This window comes from Nocardioides sp. JS614 (assembly GCF_000015265.1).
Classification (GTDB): Bacteria; Actinomycetota; Actinomycetes; order Propionibacteriales; family Nocardioidaceae; genus Nocardioides.
Genome location: NC_008699.1, coordinates 2,466,900 through 2,488,150, shown reverse-complemented (window position 1 = coordinate 2,488,150; position 21,251 = coordinate 2,466,900). Strand labels below are relative to the sequence as shown.

The 21,251-nt window shown below is 73.0% G+C and carries 14 protein-coding genes; 4 read left to right on the top strand and 10 right to left on the bottom strand.

The genetic code is table 11. The features are described from left to right. Positions 1–77 precede the first annotated feature (77 nt). The 3 genes from NOCA_RS13260 to NOCA_RS13250 all read left to right on the top strand — a co-directional run bounded on the left by NOCA_RS13260 (position 78) and on the right by NOCA_RS13250 (position 6,108). Positions 78–593: a carboxypeptidase-like regulatory domain-containing protein gene (locus NOCA_RS13260; protein WP_011755777.1), complete on the top strand. Its 516-nt coding sequence runs from the start codon at positions 78–80 to the stop codon at positions 591–593. 165 nt (positions 594–758) lie between these two features. Continuing rightward, a complete protein-coding gene (locus tag NOCA_RS13255) occupies positions 759–5,309 on the top strand; it encodes an ATP-dependent helicase (protein ID WP_011755776.1) in 4,551 nt (1,516 codons plus the stop codon). Then, positions 5,302–6,108, top strand: a complete 807-nt coding sequence (locus NOCA_RS13250) for a DNA-formamidopyrimidine glycosylase family protein (protein ID WP_011755775.1) — start codon at positions 5,302–5,304, stop codon at positions 6,106–6,108. Before NOCA_RS13255 ends, NOCA_RS13250 begins: the two co-directional genes overlap by 8 nt. A gap of 3 nt (positions 6,109–6,111) precedes the next feature. Here NOCA_RS13250 and NOCA_RS13245 read toward each other — a convergent pair whose 3' ends face one another. The 4 genes from NOCA_RS13245 to NOCA_RS13230 are packed head-to-tail and all read right to left on the bottom strand — an operon-like array spanning position 6,112 to position 7,433. Then, positions 6,112–6,324 (bottom strand): hypothetical protein, encoded by a 213-nt coding sequence (locus NOCA_RS13245; protein WP_011755774.1) that lies wholly within the window; start codon positions 6,322–6,324, stop codon positions 6,112–6,114. Continuing rightward, on the bottom strand, positions 6,324–6,578 hold the full coding sequence (locus tag NOCA_RS13240) for a hypothetical protein (RefSeq protein WP_011755773.1): 255 nt from the start codon (positions 6,576–6,578) through the stop codon (positions 6,324–6,326). The genes NOCA_RS13245 and NOCA_RS13240 overlap by 1 nt, the downstream gene beginning before the upstream one ends. Before the next feature lie 44 nt (positions 6,579–6,622). Then, positions 6,623–6,892, bottom strand: coding sequence for a helix-turn-helix domain-containing protein (locus NOCA_RS13235; protein ID WP_011755772.1), 270 nt, complete (start codon positions 6,890–6,892; stop codon positions 6,623–6,625). Positions 6,893–6,926: 34 nt separating this feature from the next. Further along, positions 6,927–7,433, bottom strand: a complete 507-nt coding sequence (locus NOCA_RS13230; RefSeq protein WP_011755771.1) for a CinA family protein — start codon at positions 7,431–7,433, stop codon at positions 6,927–6,929. A gap of 18 nt (positions 7,434–7,451) precedes the next feature. Here NOCA_RS13230 and NOCA_RS13225 point away from each other — a divergent pair, with 18 nt between their 5' ends. Beyond that, the gene (locus NOCA_RS13225) at positions 7,452–9,221 is read left to right on the top strand and encodes a glycoside hydrolase family 15 protein (RefSeq protein WP_011755770.1); all 1,770 of its coding nucleotides are present in this window, start codon (positions 7,452–7,454) and stop codon (positions 9,219–9,221) included. A gap of 36 nt (positions 9,222–9,257) precedes the next feature. Here NOCA_RS13225 and NOCA_RS13220 read toward each other — a convergent pair whose 3' ends face one another. The 6 genes from NOCA_RS13220 to NOCA_RS13195 form a co-directional block, all read right to left on the bottom strand. Continuing rightward, a complete protein-coding gene (locus NOCA_RS13220; RefSeq protein WP_011755769.1) occupies positions 9,258–12,047 on the bottom strand; it encodes an ExeM/NucH family extracellular endonuclease in 2,790 nt (929 codons plus the stop codon). Positions 12,048–12,124: 77 nt separating this feature from the next. After that, a complete protein-coding gene (locus tag NOCA_RS13215; RefSeq protein WP_140404029.1) occupies positions 12,125–14,119 on the bottom strand; it encodes a bifunctional metallophosphatase/5'-nucleotidase in 1,995 nt (664 codons plus the stop codon). A gap of 277 nt (positions 14,120–14,396) precedes the next feature. After that, on the bottom strand, positions 14,397–15,005 hold the full coding sequence (gene pgsA, locus NOCA_RS13210; RefSeq protein WP_011755767.1) for a CDP-diacylglycerol--glycerol-3-phosphate 3-phosphatidyltransferase: 609 nt from the start codon (positions 15,003–15,005) through the stop codon (positions 14,397–14,399). A gap of 34 nt (positions 15,006–15,039) precedes the next feature. Continuing rightward, positions 15,040–16,443: a 30S ribosomal protein S12 methylthiotransferase RimO gene (gene rimO / locus NOCA_RS13205; protein WP_238383495.1), complete on the bottom strand. Its 1,404-nt coding sequence runs from the start codon at positions 16,441–16,443 to the stop codon at positions 15,040–15,042. Between the two features lie 96 nt (positions 16,444–16,539). Beyond that, positions 16,540–18,237, bottom strand: coding sequence for a helix-turn-helix domain-containing protein (locus NOCA_RS13200; RefSeq protein ID WP_011755765.1), 1,698 nt, complete (start codon positions 18,235–18,237; stop codon positions 16,540–16,542). Continuing rightward, positions 18,234–20,870: an FtsK/SpoIIIE family DNA translocase gene (locus NOCA_RS13195; RefSeq protein ID WP_011755764.1), complete on the bottom strand. Its 2,637-nt coding sequence runs from the start codon at positions 20,868–20,870 to the stop codon at positions 18,234–18,236. The genes NOCA_RS13200 and NOCA_RS13195 overlap by 4 nt, the downstream gene beginning before the upstream one ends. Between the last annotated feature and the right edge of the window lie 381 nt (positions 20,871–21,251).

Below are 21,251 nucleotides of genomic sequence, written 5' to 3'. Positions count from 1 at the left end.
TCTGCCGGCGGCGCCGCTGAGGGGACATATCAGCGTGACCCACTTGGCCCAGATCGACCCAGGGCCGGTGGTTCGAGGTGGCTCGGCACAAGCACCAGGACCGGGAGCCGGGCGAGTACGCCGGCGCTGCCGTCACGGGCACCTCTGGAATCGTGGAACGCCGGTACGGGCTCGAACGTCTCACCAACATGCGCGTACGTGGACTGCTCACCATGGCGGTGGCCGTCTCGTTTCTCGCCGGTTGCGGCGACCAGGGCAGCCCGGGCGCGAGCCGCGACGACTCGGGGATCGCCGGCCTGGTCCACCTCGGGCCGCAGTGCCCTGTCCAGACCGAGGACGACCAGTGCGCCGACAAGCCGGCGGCCGGCGCGAGGATCACGGTGACCACGGAGCTCCCCGGTGACTCCAGTTCCGGCGACAACGTGGTCGCGCGCACGACCACCGAAACGGATGGCACCTACCGAATCGCCGTGGCACCCGGCGCCTACGTCGTGACCGCTGACGCCGGCATGTCGTGCGACCCGGCGCACGCACAAGTCAGAGTCGGCGCCTACTCGAAGGTCGACATCGGCTGCGACACGGGAATCCGCTGACACCGGCGACTTCGGCAGAACACTCGGATCGGCTGCGATTCGCGCCGGGGATGTCGGCCAGACCCGTGCCGATGCCGCACGCCGGCGAGCCGGCCGCCCCGGAGCTGCCCCTCCCGGCCCAGTAGCCGGGCCCCGACTGTCGGTGCCGTGGGCGAGGATGGGCGGGTGAGCGCTCTCGAACGGTTCAGCGAGCCGACCCGCACCTGGTTCGGCGCGGCGTTCGCGACGCCGACCCCGGCCCAGGAGGGGGCCTGGGCGGCGATCGGCGCCGACCGGCATGCGCTGGTCGTGGCACCCACCGGCTCGGGCAAGACGCTCAGTGCGTTCCTGTGGAGCCTCGACCGGCTGATGACCACCCCGCCGCCCGAGGACAAGCGGCACCGCTGCCGGGTGCTCTACATCTCCCCGCTGAAGGCCTTGGGCGTGGACGTCGAGCGCAACCTGCGGGCACCGCTCACCGGCATCCGGCACACCGCCGAGCGGCTCGGCACGACGGTCCCCGAGGTCCGGGTGGGCGTCCGCTCCGGCGACACCCCGGCCGCCGACCGCCGCAAGCTGACCACGGCTCCCCCGGACATCTTGATCACCACCCCCGAGTCGCTGTTCCTGATGCTCACCAGCCAGGCGCGGGAGTCGCTGCGCGGCGTCGAGACCGTGATCGTCGACGAGGTGCACGCCGTCGCCGGCGGGAAACGCGGCGCCCACCTCGCGGTGAGCCTCGAGCGGCTCGACGCACTGCTCGAGCGGCCCGCCCAGCGGATCGGCCTCAGCGCGACCGTGCGCCCGCTCGAGGAGGTGGCCCGGTTCCTCGGCGGCACCGCCCCGGTCGAGATCGTCGCCCCGCCGAGTGAGAAGCAGTGGGACCTGCGCGTCGTCGTGCCCGTCGAGGACATGACCGCTCCCGCGGAGTACGACGAGGACACCGACGACCCGCAGCGCGCCCAGTCGATCTGGCCGCACGTCGAGGAGCGGGTCGCCGACCTGGTCCAGCAGCACCGCTCCACGATCGTCTTCGCCAACTCCCGCCGGCTCGCCGAGCGGCTCACCGCCCGGCTCAACGAGATCGCGACCGAGCGCGCGGCAGACGCCGGTCTCGAGGCCCGCTCCGCTCGCACCTCGACCAGCGGAGGACCGCCCGCGGCGATCATGGCCCAGTCCGGGATCTCGACGAGCTCGACCGGCGACCCGGGCACCACCGTGATCGCCAAGGCCCACCACGGCTCGGTGTCCAAGGAGCAGCGCGCGCTGATCGAGGACGACCTCAAGCGCGGCCGGTTGCCCTGCGTGGTCGCGACCAGCAGCCTCGAGCTCGGCATCGACATGGGTGCGGTCGACCTGGTGATCCAGATCGAGAGCCCCCCGAGCGTCGCCAGCGCGCTCCAGCGCGTCGGCCGGGCCGGCCACCAGGTCGGCGAGGTCTCTCGCGGCGTGCTGTTCCCCAAGCACCGCGGCGACCTCGCGCAGACCGCCGTCGCCGTCGAGCGGATGCGCACCGGCGCGATCGAGTCCCTGCGCGTCCCGACGAACCCGCTCGACGTGCTGGCCCAGCAGGTCGTCGCGGCCACCGCCCTCGACGCCTGGCCGGCCGACGAGCTGTTCGAGCTGGTCCGCCGCAGCGCTCCGTTCACCCAGCTCCCGCGCAGCGCCTACGACGCGACCCTCGACCTCCTCGCCGGCCGCTACCCCTCCGACGAGTTCGCCGAGCTGCGCCCGCGCATCGTGTGGGACCGCGTCACCGGCACCCTCACCGGTCGCCCCGGCGCCCAGCGCCTGGCCGTCACCAGCGGCGGCACCATCCCCGACCGCGGGCTGTTCGGCGTGTTCCTCGTCGGAGGCACGGGACCCGGCCGTCGGGTCGGCGAGCTCGACGAGGAGATGGTCTACGAGTCCCGGGTCGGCGACGTGTTCGCCCTGGGCGCGACCAGCTGGCGGATCGAGGACATCACCCACGACCGGGTGCTGGTCACGCCTGCGCCGGGCGTCCCCGGCCGGCTCCCGTTCTGGAAGGGCGACACGCTCGGCCGGCCGGCCGAGCTCGGGGCCGCGATCGGCGCCTTCACCCGCGAGCTGGCCGCCCTGCCCCGCGACCGGGCGACGGCGCGCGCGGTCCGCGACGGGCTCGACGAGTACGCCGCCGGCAACCTGCTCACCTACCTGCACGAGCAGCTCGAGTCCACCAACGTGCTGCCCAGCGACCGCACCCTGGTGGTCGAGCGGTTCCGCGACGAGCTCGGCGACTGGCGCCTGGTCGTCCACTCCCCTTACGGCACCCCGGTGCACGCGCCCTGGGCGTTGGCCATCAACGCCCGGCTGCGGGAGCGGTACGGCGTCGACGGTCAGGCCGTGGCCTCCGACGACGGCATCGTGATCCGCATCCCCGACACCGAGTCCGAGCCACCCGGCGGCGACGTGATCGTCTTCGACCCCGACGAGGTCGAGGGGATCGTCACCACCGAGGTCGGCGGCTCCGCGCTGTTCGCGTCCCGGTTCCGCGAGTGCGCCGCCCGGGCCCTGCTGCTCCCCCGCCGCGACCCCGGCCGGCGCTCCCCGCTCTGGCAGCAGCGGCAGCGCTCCGCCGCGCTGCTCGAGGTCGCTGCGAAGTACCCCTCCTTCCCGATCGTGCTCGAGGCCGTGCGCGAGTGCCTCCAGGACGTCTACGACCTCCCCAGCCTGCTCGCGCTGATGCGGGGGGTCGACCGGCGCGAGGTCCAGGTCGTCGACGTCGCGACCCACCAGCCCTCGCCGTTCGCCCGCAGCCTGCTGTTCGGCTACGTCGCGCAGTTCATGTACGAGGGCGACTCGCCCATCGCCGAGCGCCGGGCGGCCGCCCTCGCCCTCGACCAGGGCCTGCTCGCCGAGCTGCTGGGTCGCGCCGAGCTGCGCGAGCTGCTCGACCCGGAGGTGCTCGCAGAGGTCGAGGCCGAGCTCCAGCGGCTCGCCCCCGATCGCCGGGCCCGCGACCCGGAGGGCGTCGTGGACCTGGTCCGCCTGATCGGCCCTCTCGGCACCGACGAGGTGGCCGCCCGATGCGTTGCCGGCGCCGACGTCGGCGAGTGGCTGGAAGCGCTCGGCCGGGCCCGGCGCGTGGTCCAGGTCCGGATGGCCGGCGCGGAGCGCTGGGCGGTGGTGGAGGACGTCGGCCGGCTCCGCGACGGCCTGGGCGTGCCGGTGCCGCCGGGCACCCCCGACGTGTTCACCGACCCGGTCGAGGACCCGCTCGGCGACCTGGTGTCGCGCTACGCCCGTAGCCACGGTCCGTTCACGACCGAGCAGGTCGCGGCCCGCCTGGGTCTCGGAGCGGCGGTGGTCCGGCACACACTGCAGCGGCTGGCCGCCCAGGGCCGGGTGCTCGACGGGGAGTTCCGGCCCTCCGGGAGCGGCACCGAGTGGTGCGACGCCGAGGTGCTGCGCCGGCTCCGCCGGCGCTCGCTGGCCCGGCTGCGTCAGGAGATCGAGCCGGTGGAGCCGGAGGCGCTGGGCCGGTTCCTGGCCGCATGGCAGCGCGTCGCGACGGGCTCGACCAGCCGAGGGGCGCGGCGCGGGGTGGACGGGGTCCTCGCCGTGGTCGACCAGCTCGCCGGCTGCGCCCTACCCGCCTCCGCGCTGGAGCCGCTGGTGCTCGCCGCCCGGGTGAGCGACTACGAGCCGTCGTACCTCGACGAGCTGACCGCCTCCGGCGAGGTCCTCTGGGCCGGCCACGCCGCGTTGCCGGGGTCCGACGGCTGGGTGTCGTTGCACCTCGCGGACCAGGCGCACCTCACGCTGCCGGAGCCGCAGCCGTTCGAGCACAGTGAAGCGCACCAGGCCGTCCTCGACGCCCTGGCCCCGGGCGGCGCCTGGTTCTTCCGCCAGCTCTCCGACGCGGTCGGCTCCACCAACGACGCCGCGCTCTCGGCGGCGCTCTGGGACCTCGTGTGGGCGGGCCGGATCAGCAACGACACGCTCACGCCGCTGCGCGCCCTGACCCGCTCCGGCACCCCCGCCCACCGCACCCGCCGGCCGGCGCCGCGGGCCGGCCGCCCCTCGCGCTCCGGACCGCCGGAGACTGCCGGCCGCTGGGCGCTGCTGCCCGCGCTCGACACCGACACCACCCGGCGCGCCCACGCGACCGCGGAGCGGCTGCTCGATCGCCACGGAGTGGTGACCCGCGGGGCGGTGGTCAGCGAGCGGGTCCCAGGCGGCTTCGCGGCGGTCTACAAGGTGCTCTCCGCCTTCGAGGACTCCGGGCGCTGTCGCCGCGGCTACTTCGTCGCCGGGCTCGGCGCCGCCCAGTTCGGCACCGCCGGAGCCGTCGACCGGCTGCGCACGTTCTCGGAGGTGGCGGCGGAGGCCAAGCCGACCGCGGCGGCGCTCGCCGCGACCGACCCGGCCAACCCCTACGGTGCCGCGCTGCCCTGGCCGGAGACGAGCGGCCACCGCCCCGGACGCAAGGCGGGCGCGATGGTGGTGCTCGTCGACGGCGTCCTCACGCTGTACGTCGAACGCGGCGGCCGCACCCTGCTCACCTGGTCCGACGAGCCCGACCGGCTCGGCCCGGCCACCGCCTCGCTCGCCGAGGCCGCCCGGCGCGGGTCGTTGGGCCGGATGACGGTCGAGCGCGCCGACGGCGAGCAGCTGCTCGGCTCCGGTTCGACACCGCTGCGCGCGGCGCTCCAGGCCGCCGGGTTCGTCGCGACCCCGAAGGGGCTGCGGCTGCGGGCGGCCGCCGGTGCCTGAGGGCGACGCCGTGTGGCGCACCGCCGAGCGCCTGCGCCGGGCGCTCGACGGGCAGCGGCTGGTGCGCACCGACCTCCGCGTCCCGCAGCACGCCACCACCGACCTCTCGGGCGGCACGGTCCTCGAGACCGTCTCCCGCGGCAAGCACCTGCTCACCCGGATCAACACCCACTCCGACCACGGGGCCGAGGACTGGACGCTGCACACCCACCTGAAGATGGAGGGTTCGTGGCGCGTCTACCGCGCCGGCGAGCGCTGGACCAAGCCCGCCCACCTGGCCCGGGTGGTGCTCGACGTCGGCGGCCGCAGCGCCGTCGGCTTCCAGCTCGGCGTGGTGGACCTGCTGCCCCGCGAGCGTGAGGACGAGGTCGTCGGGCACCTGGGTCCGGACCTGCTCGGCCCGGACTGGGACGCCGAGGAGGCGGTCCGCCGGCTCACCGCCGACCCGACCCGACCGCTCGGCGAGGCCCTGCTGGACCAGCGCAACCTCGCCGGGATCGGGACGATCTACCGCAGCGAGCTGTGCTTCCTCACCGGCTACGACCCGCGCGACCCGCTCGCCGTGGTCGCCGACCCGCTCCGGATGGTCCGGCTGGCGCGCTCGATGCTCGACCAGAACCGCCACCAGGCCCAGATCTGCACCACCGGCGACAAGCGCCGGGGCCGCAGCCTCTGGGTCTACGGGCGCTCCGGCGAGCGCTGCCTGCGGTGCGGCACGACGATCGTGCACGACCAGCTCGGTCAGCCGGGGCGCGAGCGAATCGCCTACTGGTGCCCGTCCTGCCAGCCACGCCGCTAGCGACTACCGCAGGCCCAGCCCCTCGATCCGGACCGGCTTGCCGCTCAGCGTCCGGATCGTCAGCCGGCCGCTGGTCGGGTGCGACAGGGTCGCCACGGGGACCAGCACTCGCGCCCGCGCCGTGCCGCTGCGCAACGCCACCCGTCGCAGCAGCTCGCCCTCGAGGTAGACGCCGACCCGTCCGTAGCCCGGCCCGGTGCCGACCACGAGCGCCACTACCGGCTCGCCCTGCTCGCCGACCCGAGGTACGCGCGGGCCAGGCCCGACAGGTCGACGCGGTACGCGGTGTAGTCGTCGGGTCGCACCCGCGCCCGGTCGGGGTCCAGGTGGAACCCCGAGATCCGGGTGAGCAGCGGGCCGTCCCCGGGAGCCCCGGCGGCCGGTGCGGTGAACGCCAGGGCCGGCAGCGTCCCGACCGCCAGCGCCAGGACGGCGAGCACGACGAGATGAGCGCGTGGGCGGCCGGTCATGGCCGCCCAACGAGGCGCCGGGGAGGGCGGTTACGCGGCAGCGATCAGGCCGCGGTGACGACGGTGAGCGTGCTCGCCGCCTCTTCGAGAGCCACGGCGTCGGACACCTCGCGCAGGACGTCGGAGAGCGGGACGTCGAGGGCCGCGCACAGGGAGGCGAGCAGCTCGGAGGAGGCCTCCTTCTGGCCGCGCTCGATCTCGGAGATGTAGCCCAGGCTGACCCGGGCCTCGGCGGAGACCTCGCGCAACGTCAGGCCGCGCTGCATCCGCAGGTCGCGGAGCACGTCGCCGAGCAGCCGGCGGAACAGCACCATGCGCCTCTCCTCTCCGTGGAACGTACGAACAACGCTACCCGAGGCGCGTTTCTTCCCGCCGCAGGACCGCCTCCAACGCCGCGAACGCCTCGTCGCAGGTACGCCCCTGGATCCGGCCGCGGTCGCCGCTCAGCTCCAGGGCGACGACCTCGACCAGGCCGGGGCCGGCGATCCCGACGAACACCGTGCCCGGGGGCTTGCCCTCCTGCTCGGTCGGGCCCGCGACGCCGGTCGTGGAGACGCCGAAGCTCGCCCCCATCAGGGCCCGCACCCCCGACGCCATCGCCCGGGCGCACTCGGCGGACACCACCCCGTGCTGCTCGATGATCGCGTCGTCGACGTCGAGCAGCGACGACTTGATCTCGGTGGCGTAGGTGACGACACCCCCGAGGTAGGTCTCGGAGGCGCCCGGCACGTCGGTGAGCGCGACCGCCAGCCGACCCCCGGTCAGGGACTCTGCGGTGGCGATCGTGTGGCCACCGGCCCGGAGGAGCAGGTGCACGCGGGTGAGCAGGTCCGTCACGCAGGTCAGGTTAGCCACGGCGGCTAACCTCGCGGCATGGCGCTACCGATCGCGGACTACGCACTGGTCGGCGACCGGCAGACCGGGGCCCTGGTGGGGACGAACGGCTCGATCGACTGGCTCTGCCTGCCCCGCTTCGGGTCCTCGGCCTGCTTCGCCGCCCTGCTCGGGACCGAGGACCACGGTCACTGGCAGCTGTGCCCGGCCGACGGCTACCGGGTCAGCCGGCGCTACGTCGGCGGCTCCTCGGCCCTGGAGACCACGTTCACCACCGACACCGGGGTCGTGACCCTGACCGACGTCATGCCGCCGGGTGACCGTCGCTCCGACGTGGTACGCCGGATCTGCGGCGTCAGCGGCACGGTGCGGATGCGCCACGAGTGGGTGGTGCGGCTCGACTACGGCGCGATCCTGCCCTGGGTGCGCCGCCAGGTCGTCGACGGCGAGGCCGTGATCACGGCGATCGGCGGTCCCGACCGCCTCGTGCTCCGGGGGCCTCGGCTCCCCCGGGCCAGCGACCACCGCCACACCGACGAGTTCGACGTGACCGAGGGCGAGGTCCTGACGTTCTCGACGACCTGGCTGCCCTCGCACGTGCCGTTGCGCGACCTCGGGGTGCTCGACGACCGCGTCGAGGCGACCGTCGCCGCGGACCAGGACTGGGCCGCGCGGTGCCGCACCGACGTGCCGCACTCCGACCTGGTGCGCCGCTCGCTGCTCACCCTGCGGATGCTGACCGACTCCGAGACGGGTGGGATCGTCGCCGCACCGACCACCTCCCTGCCCGAGGACCCGGGCGGGGTGCGCAACTGGGACTACCGGTTCTGCTGGCTGCGCGACGCGGCGCTCACGATCGGCGCCCTGATCGAGGCCGGCTACACCGAGGAGGCCCAGCTGTGGCGAGGCTGGCTGCTGCGCGCCGTGGCCGGCGACCCGGCGGACCTGCAGATCGTCTACGCCGTCGACGGCGGCCGGCGGATCACCGAGCTCGAGCTCGCGCACCTGCCCGGCTACCAGGACTCGCGGCCGGTCCGGATCGGCAACGGTGCCGCGCTGCAGCGCCAGCTCGACGTCGTCGGCGAGGTGATGATCGCCCTCGAGCAGACCCGGCAGGCGACCGGACGCCTGGATCGCAACGGCTGGGCGCTCCAGCTGGCGCTGATGGACAACCTGGCTCGCACCTGGCGCGAGCCGGACCACGGGCTGTGGGAGATCCGCGGTCCGCAGCAACGGTTCACCCACTCCCAGGCGATGGTGTGGGCGGCGTTCGACCGCGCGGAGCGCGCGGTGGAGGACTTCGACCTGGAGGGCCCCGTCGAGCAGTGGCGCGGGCTGCGTGACACCGTGCGGGCCGAGATCCTGGAGCGCGGCTTCGACGCCGAACGCAACACGTTCGTCCAGCACTACGGCACGACCGCCGTGGACGCCTCGCTGCTGGTGCTCCCCAAGATCGGCTTCGTCGCCGGCGACGACCCCCGGATGCTCGGGACGATCAAGGCGGTCGAGGAGGACCTGGTCCGCGACGGCCTGGTGCTGCGCTACCGCACGGAGACCGGTGTCGACGGCCTGCCCGGCGACGAGCACCCGTTCCTGGCGTGCTCGTTCTGGTTGGTCTCCGCGTACGCCCGGTGCGGGCGCACGGACGAGGCGCACGCCCTGTTCGACCGGCTGTGCGGCCTGGCCAACGACGTCGGGCTCCTCCCGGAGGAGTACGACGCCGCGCGCGCGAGGATGATCGGCAACTTCCCCCAGGCGTTCAGCCACCTGGCCCTCGTGCGCGCGGCGTTCGACCTCACGCCACGTTGACCCGCCCGAGAGTCCCGGGCGGGTCGACGTGGTCGGTCAGTGCCCGGCGGGGTTGGTGACCCGCACCGTCACGGTGGTGCTGCCGGCGGCAACGGCCTGGTCACCGGAGTAGGCCACCGTGAGCACGTGGGTGCCGCGCTTGAGGGCCTTCTTCGGCAGCACCACGACCGCGCTGCCGTCCGTCAGGGTGGCCGTCCCGAGCACCTGGTCGCCGTCGAGGATCGTCACCTCACCGGTCGGCACGACGTGATCGGCCGTCACGCTCACCGGGATCTCGGCACGCTCCTTGCTGAACACGACCGTCACGTCCTCGGCGGTCACCGTCGATGCGACCGGGCCGATGACGGGCAGGTCGATGCCGACGACCTCGGGGTCGTGGTCGGAGGCACGGTAGGGGCCGGGCGCGTAGAAGTCGGTCGCGTTGTAGTTGTAGCGGCTGTACTCGAACGCGATCGACTCGTCGGCGTTGATGTTCCAGATGTCCACCCCGGTGACCATCGCCGCGGCGGCCGGGCTGGCCAGCACGTGGTCGAGCGAGCCGGCGAGGCCGTCGAAGCTGTACGTCGTCTCCTCGGGGTCGGTGGTCGACTCGAGGTTGTCGTAGCCGGCGCCGTACAGGACCTGGAGCGGGTCCTCCTGGGTGTAGGAGTTGAAGTCACCGGTCAGGAAGACGGCGTCGGTGTCGAGGCCCGCGGCCACCTGGATGGCGAAGTCGCTGAGCGCCTCGGCCTGGGCGATGCGGTCCGGGTTCGCGTTGCCCTGGCCGGTGCCGTCGTCGACGCCCGAGCCCTTGGACTTGAAGTGGTTGACGATCACGAGGAACGCGTCGGCGTCCGGCGCGCCGGTGGCCTTGAACCCCTGCGCGAGCGGCTCACGCGCGTCGGCGAAGGCCGCCGACCCGGTCAGCACGTGCGACGGACCCACCAGCGAGACGTCGGCCGGCTTGTAGATGAAGGCCGTGCGGATGACGTCCTGCTCGGCGACCGTCGGCAGGTCGGCGGCGTCCGGCGAGGGCGCGTACGCCCAGACGCCCGAGCCGGCCGCTGCGTTGAGGGCGTCGACGAGCGTCGAGACGGCGTAGTCGCGGTCCAGGCCGAACTTCACCGAGTTCTCGATCTCCTCGAGCGACACGATGCTGGCGCCCAGGTTGTCGATCGCCGCGACGATCTTGGCCTGCTGCCGCTGGAGGTTGACGTCGTCGGCCGCTCCGCGCGGACCGGGCGACGCGTCGGTGCCGCACCGGTTCACGGTGATGTGGTTGCCGGCGCGGTCGTTGTAGTAGGTGCAGGTCCCCAGGCCGGCCGCCTCGTAGTCGGCACCGGTGGTCGGGAAGTAGTTCAGCACGTTGAACGTCGCCAGCCGGATGTCGCCGCCGACCGCCTCGGGGGCGGCCGTGCGCGTGTTGGTGAAGGTCGCAACGTCGGTCCCCGCGCCGGTCACCTGGCTGGTGGGCTGCAGGTTCCACATGCTGTTGCGGTACTCCAGCACCAGCGGCTGGTGGAACGTGACCGCCGAGCCGATGCGGACCGGGTTGTCCTGCGAGAGCCACGGCAGCGGGATGCCCTTGTTCGCGCTCGAGTTGAAGTTGATGCTGGCGCCGTCGTCGAGGGTGATCGTGCGGGCGGCGTTGTCGGCCTGGACCGCGGCGACCGCGGCGGTGTCCTGGGCGTCGACGACGTCGGTCGGCTGGACCAGCGGGTGGTCGCCGGCGGCGAGGGTGAACGAGGCGTAGAAGTTGGTGTCGTAGTTGTCGCTGACGGTGAACGCACCCTGCGGGGTGACCAGCTCGCCCTCGTGCGACTCCTTCTCGGCCGCGGTGTCCAGCTCGCTCCACGGCACGTCGAGCGGGCTGACGGTGCCCAGCGGGTCGGTCAGGTCGACGACGTCGGCTGCGGCCGCCGAGATCTCGGTGGTGCCGTTGAACTCGCTGACGTCGCCGGTCACCTCGACGCTGTCGCCGATCGCGACGGTCGCGGTCGCGGCGGAGCCGTAGACGAAGACCGCGTCGGACGCTCCCGGCGTGTCCGGGGTGCCCGGCGTCTGGAGGTAGAAGCCGTTGTAGCCGCCACTCGGGTACGCCGCTGTCACGACGCCCTCGGTCACGACCGTCTCCCCGACCAGCGGCGAGGTGTCTCCGGTGCCCTGGATCTCGGCGATGGTGGCGGCGGTCGGCTCGGCCGGCGGCTCGGTGGTGCCACCGCTGCTGTTCTGCGGGTCCGGGGCACCCGCCGTGAACTCGGCCGCGTTGTTGTCGTTGTCGGGCGCGGTGCGGCTGCTGGAGGTGGTGTTGCTCAGCACCGCGGCCTTGGCGGTCTCGAAGGTGTTGCTGTTGACGCCGACCAGGTCGACGATCCCGTCGCGTACGGCGGTGCCGTCGGCGGTCGGGTTCAGCGCGGTGGTGCCACTGGCGAGCCAGACGGTGAAGGCCGAGCCGCTCATGGCGATCGACCCGGTCGCGTCCGGCGTCGGCAGCGCGGTCGTGCCACCGGCTCCGGCGGCCTGCTGGACGAGATAGTGACCGCCGGCGGGGACCGACCCGCTCAGCGCGGTGACGCCGGTCGCCGGGTTGACGCTGCCGCTGCTGCGGTACTGCACCGACATGCCGTTGACCGAGATCGGCGCGGACGTGGGGTTGTAGAGCTCGATGAAGTCGTTCGTGTAGGTCGCGCCGCTGTTGCCGCCGCCGCCGTACACCTCGCTGATGACGAGGCCGGTGCTGGCGGCCTGGGCGGCCGGGAGTGGGGCCAGGGTGATTCCGGTCGCCGCCGCTGCGAGGGTGGCGACGACCGCCAACCCTCGCCGCGACGTCCGAGACGTCGTGGACATGGGGATCCTTCCGAGTGGGTGGGGTGACGCCTGGGTCGGGGCCCGCCTGACGGCGGGCCCCGACGAGAGGGTGGTGCCTAGCGCCGCTTGACGCGGACCGGGACCTTGATGACCGTGCCGGTGTTGTTGCCGACCAGGCGCAGCGCGAGGGTGCCCGTGTCGTCTGCCGGGACGCCGAGCGCGACCCGCGCGGTGCCGGTCTCGTCGTACGCCGAGAGAACGTCCTCGAGCGCGACGATGGTGTTGTCGACCGCGAACTGGCCGAGGGTCTTCGTCCCGATCCGGGCGAAGATCTTGGTGTCCTGGACGTCACCGACGCCGGTGAACGCCCACGAGGAGACGTCCAGCTTCACGCGCCGCGAGCCGGGCTGCACGATGTTGTCGGAGATCCAGTTCACGCCGACCGCGTGCTGCTTCCAGACCGGCACCGCCGGGTTGTCGGCGCCGTGGCGGGCCATGTAGTCGACCATCGCCTGGAGGTCGGTCTGGCCGGTGTCGCGCGACTGCGTGCCGTCCCTGAACACGGTGAAGTTGTCACCGCCACCGGCGAGGAAGCTGTTCGCCGTGACCGAGTAGGTCGCGTCGTCCGCGATCACCTGGCCGCGCAGCCACATGGTGCCGATCCGCTCGCCCGCGGGGGCGTCGGCGTCGTAGGTGTACTTGAACCCGCTCGAGGTGCCGAGGCGGAGGAACGGCCGCGAGGCGCCCTCGGGCTGCCACTGCTGCTCGAGGATCTGCCGGATCTGGGCACCGGTGAACTGCTTGTTCACCAGGGTGTTCGCGAACGGCTGGACGTCGGCCGCCTGCCGGTAGGTCACGCCGGCCGGGTAGCCGGCGTCGGCATTGCCGACCATGTCCTTGCGCAGGCCGCCCGGGTTCATGAACGCGATCTGCGCTCCGCCGAACGTGCTGCTGCGCGTCGCCCACCGCTGGACGTCGGCCACGAAGTTGCCGAGCGTGGACTCGCCACCGCGGTTCTCCGAGCCGTCCGCCTTGGTCGCGCGCTTGAACGCGCCGCCGAGCTGGCCGAGGACCTCGGCGCCCGGGCCCTCGGCGTCTGCCTTGGCCTGGTCGACGATCGCCTGGACCTCCGGGTCAGCGGTGTACGTACCGGTGTTCAGGTTCAGGTTCTCGTTCGTGACCGCCAGGACGGTGCCGGTGGCCGGGTCGACGGAGAAGTCGAGCTTGTTCAAGAACGCGCCGTACTGACCGGCCGAGACGACCGGGCGGTCCTTGACGACGCGGGTCGCGTCGCCGGCCCAGGAGGCGACCGGGAAGGAGCAGCTGTAGTTGAGGTGCGTGTGGCCGGAGACGATCGCGTCCACGTCACCGCCCACACCGTTGATGATCGAGCCGAAGTCGGAGGTCGGGTCGTCGTCCATCGTGGCGCAGTCGGTCGACGGCGCGCCCTCGTGGACGAGCAGCACGACCACGGCGGCGCCGGCCGCCTTCAGCTCGGCCGCCTCCTCGTTGGTCGCGTCGACGATGTCGGTGACGGTGACGCCCTCGATCCCGTCGGGGCTCACGAGCTCGGGCAGGTGCTCGGTGACCGCACCCACGAACCCGACGGTCACGCCGGCCACGTCCTTGGTGAACGACGGCGCGATCTCGTCAGCGGTGCCGGGCTCGTCGAGGTTGGCCGCGATGTAGGTCCAGCCGGCACCGCCCTTGGGGTTGGTCGTCGCGTCGAACGGCGCCATCACCCGGTTGACCAGGTCGTCGTAGCCCTGGTCCAGCTCGTGGTTGCCGACGGCGGAGACGTCGAGGTCCATCGCGTTGAAGATGTCGATGGTCGGCTTGTCCTGGGCGATGAAGGAGTCGAACGTCGTCGCTCCGATCAGGTCGCCGGCGGCCGCGAAGATCGTGTTCGGGTTCGCCGCACGCAGCGCGTCGATGGCGCCGGCGTACTTGGCGGCGCCCGGGATGTCGCGATCCGGCTGGAGCCGGCCGTGGAAGTCGTTCGTGCCGATGATCTGGATGTCGACCGGGTCCGCGGCGCTCGCAGGCGTCGTGATCATGGTGGTGGACGTCGCGACCAGCGCGAGTCCGGCGGTGGCGGTCAGGGCACGCACGCCCCGTCGCGCCCGAGAGCTACTGGCAGGCAATGGATCGACCTTTCGACGGTTGAGAAAGGATTGGTGCCGGTACCTAACCTCACGCGCCCGCAAGAAATCCAGAGTCCAAGTGCCCGAGACGTAACGGTTTGGCGACCAACGGATGTAGACGGGAAGTCCTGCGTCTCGAGGGGCTCTCGACAAAGCAGATGTCGCCAAGCGGCGACCCCTCGGGCGGGCAGACCTTGTGCCTTCTCACCCGGAAGGGTGGGCGCGCTGACACGCAGGCGGAGCCTCAGCCTCGCAGCGCGTGCCGCTGCTGCCAGACACCGCGGAAGAACTCCCAGCCCGACCAGAGGGTCAGGGCGACGGCGACCGCCAGGCAGGCCTGAGCAGCGTAGAAGAACACCTCGCCGGGAACCCCGGCCCAGTCCGGCAGGTCCGGGTCGCGCAGCGGCAGGCAGAGGCTCCCCAGGGCGATCGCCTGGAACGTGGTCTTGAGCTTGCCGAGGTCGGCGGCCGCGATCACCACCTTCTTCAGCACCGAGAGCCGCAGCAGGGTGACGCTCCACTCGCGCAGCAGGACGACGATCGTCACCCACCACCAGATGTCACCGACGATCGAGAGGCCGACGAAGGCCATCCCGGTGATCGCCTTGTCGGCGATCGGGTCGGCGATCTTGCCGAAGTTCGTGACCAGGTTGTGCTTGCGCGCCAGGTCGCCGTCGATCTTGTCGGTGACCATCGCGACCACGAACACCACCCAGGCGACGCTCCGCCAGAGGATCGAGTCGCCGCCGTCGACCAGCAGCGCCCAGCCGAAGAACGGGACCAGCACGATCCGCAACGTGGTGAGCACGTTCGGAACGTTCCAGTTGCTCGGCTTGGCCGCCACCTCGGTCATCGCGGCACCTCGGTCATCACAGCACCCTCGGTCGTCACAGGGGTCTCGCGTCCAGGTCGGCGCCCTCGGAGCCCACCACGACCGCACGCACCAGGTCGCCGACGCGGGCGTCGCTGTCCAGCAGGTAGGTGGCGCCGTCGACCTCGGGGCCCTGGTGGGCCGCCCGGCCCTCGACGGTGCGCCCGCCCGGGCCGTCCTCGACCCGTTCCACGAGCACCTCGACCTGCTCGCCGAGCCGCTCGGCCGCCCGCTGGGAGGTCAGCTCCTCGACCAGGTCGCTCACGTGCTCGACCCGGGCTCGGATCTCGTCGTCGTCGAGCTTGCCGTCGTACGTCGCGGCCTCGGTGCCGTCCTCGTCGGAGTAGCCGAACACGCCGGTGACGTCGAGGCGCGCGGCGACCAGGAAGTCGCACAGGGTCTCGAGGTCCTGCTCGGTCTCGCCGGGGAAGCCCACGATCACGTTGCTGCGCACGCCCGCCGCCGGCGCGTGGCCCCGGACCTGCGCGAGCAGGGCGAGGAAGCTCTCCGGGTCGCCGAACCGGCGCATCCGGCGCAGCACCGGGGCGCTCGCGTGCTGGAAGGACAGGTCGAAGTACGGCGCCACCCCGGGCGTGCTCGCGATGGCCTCGATCAGTCCCGCCCGGGTCTCGGCCGGCTGCAGGTAGGAGACGCGGACCCGCTCCACCCCGTCCACGGCGGCCAGCTCGGGCAGCAGCGTCTCGAGCAGCCGCAGGTCGCCCAGGTCCTTGCCGTAGGAGGTCGAGTTCTCGCTGACCAGGAACAGCTCGCGAGCGCCGTGGTCGGCGAGCCAGCGCGCCTCCTGGAGCACGTCGCTCGGGCGGCGGCTCAGGAACGAGCCCCGGAAGGCCGGGATCGCACAGAACGAGCAGCGCCGGTCGCACCCGCTGGCCAGCTTCAGCGCCGCCGTCGGGCCGTCGTCGAGGCGCCGTCGTACCGACGCCGGGCCGGAGGCGTGGCCGGGCACCGGCGTGGTGGACAGGACCCGCTCCACCGGGGTGATCGGCAGCAGCGTGCGGCGGTCGTGGGGGGTGTGCGCCTCGTGGGCCTCGCCCGCGACGATCGAGCGCAGTCGGGCGGCGATGTCGGGGTAGTCGTCGAAGCCGAAGACGGCGTCGGCCTCGGGCAGGGAGGCGGCGAGGTCCTTGCCGTAGCGCTCGGCCAGGCAGCCGACGGCGACCACGGCCCGCGTGCGGCCCTGCCCCTGCTCGGACCGGGCCTTGAGGTCGGCCGCCTGGAGCAGGGTGTCGACGGAGTCCTTCTTCGCGGCCTCGACGAAGCCGCACGTGTTGACGACGACCGTGTCGGCCTCCGCCGGGTCCTGGACCAGCCGGAACCCGTCGGCCTCGAGGCGCCCGGCGAGCTCCTCGGAATCGACCTCGTTGCGGGCGCAGCCGAGGGTCACCATCGCCACCGACAGCAGTTCGCGGACGGGGGCAGGGCTGGAGTCAGTCGTCATGGTCGTCGTCGAGTATGTCAACCGGGCCGCGGCCCGTCGAAACGGGCCGCGGCGGCGTCACTCGGTCGCGGCCGCGAAGGTGTTCTGCGCGGGCTGCCCGTCGGCACCCAGCGGCCCCCGGTCCTGCCCGTCGACGGTCACGTGGAGCGCACCGTCGGAGGACTGGACCCGCACCGGTGGGGACGCCTTGACCGTCTTCGACTGGCCGTAGGCCAGGTCGCCGCTGTAGACGACCTCACCCGCGCCGTCCCGGACGACGACGTGGGCGCCGCCGGCGGAGGCCTCCAGGAGGACGGGCACCGCCGGCCCGAGCTTGCCGACCGACGACGGGGACCCGTTGAGCACGGGCTTGCGGTCGAGCTCGACCGGGCTGTCCAGGGCCAGCCGGGCGATCGACCAGGCCAGCACGATCGCCATCACCGCGGCGACCAGCACCGACCAGTTCGGCCCGCCGCGGGTGCTGCGGATCGGGCCGTCGACCCCGGTCGCGAGCTCGGCCTGGAGCACCCGCCGGGCGTCGATCGGCGCATCGGCATAGCGCTCGTCGTACGCCGCCAGCAGCGGTGCCGCGTCGACGCCGAGGACCCGGGCGAGGGTGCGCAGGTGGCCGCGGGCGTAGAAGTCGCCGCCGCAGGGAGCGAAGTCGTCGACCTCGATGGACTCGATGACGTGCGGCCGGATCCGGGTGCGCTCCGCGAGCTGGTCGACGGTGAGGGACAGCCGGGTCCGGGCCGCGGCGAGCTCGGGGCCGACGACGGGGTCGGCGGCGGGCAGCACCGCGCCCTGCTCCAGGACGAGGTCGTCGATCAGGAGACCCTCGGAGCGGTGCAGCTCACCGGCCTCCGGGAGGCGGGCGTCGACCCTGGTGGCGTCCTCAGCCGGGTCCAGCGCGAACGCGGCGGCACCGTCGAACCGGATCTCGGAGCGGACCGCGGGCACCGGCTCCCGTAGTGGGCTCTGGGTGGGACTGGTCACGAGCGGCAGCGGCACCGTCGGCTCGGGTCCCGCCTGCTCGGGCATCGTCGGCTCGGGCTCGACGGGGTCCTCGGCGGGGCGGGGCGTCAACCGCAGCCGGGCCGCCAGGGACTCGATGCCGCGAGCGACTGCCGGACGCGGGTCGTGCAGGAGCGGGTGCACCGGTCCGGGCTCGTCGTGCGGCTCGTCCCACTCCTCGACGTCCAGGTCCTCGGCATCGACAGCCAGGTCTTCGTCCACGACGTCGTCCGCGTCGTCCCGGTCGACGTCCTCCGTCACGATCTCGACGACCTGCTCGGGCTCGTCGGCCAGGTGCGCCAGCGCGGCCGTCAGGCCGTCGTCGGCGCCGACCACGCGGGTCGAGAGCGACAGCGGGACGGTCAGCACCGCGGCGTCGGTGTCACGGGGCACCAGGACCAGCCGGCCGTCGCGGAGCAGGCCCCGGCGCGGCTCGTGCTCGAGCTGCTCGATGTCCTGCCAGGGCAGGCCGCGCCAGGTGCGGCCGCGCCGCAGCCGGACGCCCTGCTCGTCGGCGACCAGCAGCGGCACCCGGGAGTCGGCCAGCGACTGCAGGTGTGCCACCGCGATGGCGCCCGTGACGAGCGCGAGCGCCCAGTCGAGCCACCCGCCGCCACCGATGGCACGGGAGAGATAGGCGATGGCGACGACGGCCGCGACCCCGCCGACCGGCCCGGCCAGCCGGGCGTCGACCCGGATCTCGACCGGCTCCGCCGCGACGGACTGGACGGGTTCTTGCAGATCCGTGCTGAGGTTGCTCACATCTCCCCCTGGAGGGTCGCGATCACGGCATCGATCTCGTCGGGCTTGACCAGGACGTCGCGGGCCTTCGAGCCTTCGCTCGGCCCGACCACGCCCCGGCTCTCGAGGATGTCCATCAGGCGCCCGGCCTTGGCGAAGCCGACGCGGAGCTTGCGTTGCAGCATCGAGGTCGACCCGAACTGGGTCGAGACCACCAGCTCGACGGCCTGGATGACCAGGTCGAGGTCGTCCCCGATGTCGTCGTCCAGGTCCCGCTTGCTGGCGGCCGGCGCGGTGACGTCCTCGCGGTACGACGGCTCGAGCTGGCCCTTGCAGTGCTTGACCACCTGATGGATCTCGGCCTCGGTGACCCAGGACCCCTGGATCCGCGCCGGCTTGGAGGCACCCATCGGCAGGAACAGCCCGTCACCCTGGCCGACCAGCTTCTCGGCGCCCGGCTGGTCGAGGATCACCCGGCTGTCGGCGAGGCTCGAGGTGGCGAACGCCAGCCGCGAGGGCACGTTCGCCTTGATCAGGCCGGTGACCACGTCGACCGAGGGCCGCTGGGTCGCCAGCACCAGGTGGATGCCGGCGGCGCGGGCGAGCTGGGTGATCCGGACGACCGCGTCCTCCACGTCGCGCGGCGCGACCATCATCAGGTCGGCGAGCTCGTCGACGACCACCAGGAGGTACGGGTACGGCGTGAGCACCCGCTCGCTGCCCGCCGGCGGGTGGACCTTGCCGCCCCGCACCGCCTTGTTGAAGTCGTCGATGTGGCGGAACCCGAAGTTGGCGAGGTCGTCGTACCGCAGGTCCATCTCGCGCACCACCCAGGCGAGGGCCTCCGCGGCCTTCTTCGGGCTGGTGATGATCGGGGTGATCAGGTGCGGCACGCCCTCGTAGGCGTTCAGCTCGACCCGCTTCGGGTCGACCATGATCATCCGCACCTCGTCGGGCGTCGAGCGCATCAGCACCGAGCAGATCATCGAGTTGATGAAGCTCGACTTGCCGGAGCCGGTCGCGCCCGCGACCAGGAGGTGCGGCATCTTCGCGAGGTTGGCGACCACGAAGCCGCCCTCCACGTCCTTGCCGAGACCGGCGACCATCGGGTGGTGGTCCGAGCGGGCGGTGTTCGACCGCAGCACGTCGCCGAGGGAGACGATCTCCTTGTCGGAGTTCGGGATCTCCACGCCGACCGCGGACTTGCCCGGGATCGGGCTGAGGATCCGCACGTCCGCCGAGGCGACGGCGTACGCGATGTTCCTCTGGATGTTCGTGATCTTCTCGACCTTGACGCCCGGGCCGAGCTCGACCTCGTAGCGGGTGACGGTCGGGCCGCGGGTGTAGCCGGTGACCTGGGCGTCGATCCCGAACTCGTCCATCACCTGGGTGAGCCGTTCGACGACCTGGTCGCTGGCGCGCGAACGCGGCTTGTGCGCGGACCCCGGCTTGAGCACGTCGTTGGGCGGCAGGACGTAGGCGATGTCGCCGGACAGCTCGAGCTGCTCGACGCGGCCCGGCAGCGGGGCGTGCGGCGGCGGCTCGAGCTCGGTGTGCGTCTCGTCCTCGGGCTCCGTGATCGCCGGGGTCACCTCGGTCGGCGCGAACAGGTCGAGGCCGGCGTCGGGGTCGGCGGCTGCCTTCTTGCGGCGCCGCTTGAGCTCCCGGTCGCTGAGCACCGGGGTGTCGTACGCCGGGTCGCCCATGTCGGGATCGATCTCGCCGGTCTCGTCGAACCGGTGCCGGCGGCCGCGGACCGCGGGCATCGCCTGGGTCGCGTCCGGGTCCGTCTCCGGGGTGGCGCGGCCGAGCAGCCGGTCCCGGGCGTGGGCCAGCCTGGCGGGCACCTGGTAGAGCGGCGTCGCGGTGATGATCAGGGTGCCGAAGAAGCCGAGCAGCGCCAGCAGCGGCACCACGACGAACTCCGAGCGGAGCAGGTCGAGCAGCAGGCTCGCCACGACGTACCCGACGGCGCCGCCGGCGGTGCGCAGGTCGCTGGAGTCGCCCAGCACCGGCTGCGGGTTGCCGCCGGCGATCTGCACGATGCCGAGCAGGCCCAGGGCGAACGCCGACCAGCCGACCACCTGCCGGCCCACCGGGCCGTTCTGCTCGGGGTCGCGCATGGTGCGCCACCCGACGTAGAGCAGCGCGAGCGGCACCAGGAACCCGACCTTGCCGACCGAGCCCTCGACGACCGTGCGGGCGCCGTCCATGACGGAGCCGGGCAGCTGCCACCAGACCGCGGCGGCGACGACGACCGCGAGGCCGAACAGGGCCAGCCCCGCCCCGTCCCGCCGGTGCGCCGGCTCCAGCTCACGGGCGGTGTGGCCGATGCTCCGCGCGACCGCGCCCAGACCGTGCGCGATGCCGAGCCACACCGCCGAGATCCCCCGCCAGACCAGGCCGAAGGTGCGAGCGACCGGACCCGGGCCGCTGCGCACGGCTCGCGGAGCGGGCCGGCGACTGGCCGGGCGCCGGGACTTGCCCCGGGTCGACGATCCTCGGGTCGACCTCTTCGGCGCCGCCGTCTTGGGGGCAGGCTTGCGCTTCGGGCTGGTACTCCGGGATCGGGTGCTCGAGCTCCCAGACGTGGTGCGTGTCGTGGACGTGCTCTTGCTCCGCGACCCCGGCGGGGAAGACGTACGGGTCGCCATGGTCACCACCCTACGCAGTGGCCACTCCCGTCACACGGATCACAGGGGTGCGTGTCTTGTGGTGGCTCGCCCACCCGTGGTCGGGTGGCTCCTGACATCGGGCTCCTCCGCGGGCCTGCCGGGGTTGGTTTCCCCGGTTACCCGGGGAAACCGGAACTGTTGGCCCGAAACTTCGGCCGAGAAGTTCCGGCATTGGCCGAAGAGTCCCGGGCACCTACGGCCCTCGGCGGCTCGCCCACCGGACCGGACCGAGGCCCACCCACCCCGTCGTCGGTGAGTCCGGACACCATCGCCATCCACGAGGCGGGCGAGTGCCCGACGCGCCGCCGTTTGCCTTCTGGCCCGCGCGCTGGGGACGGTTCCCCGGTTCACCGGGGAAGT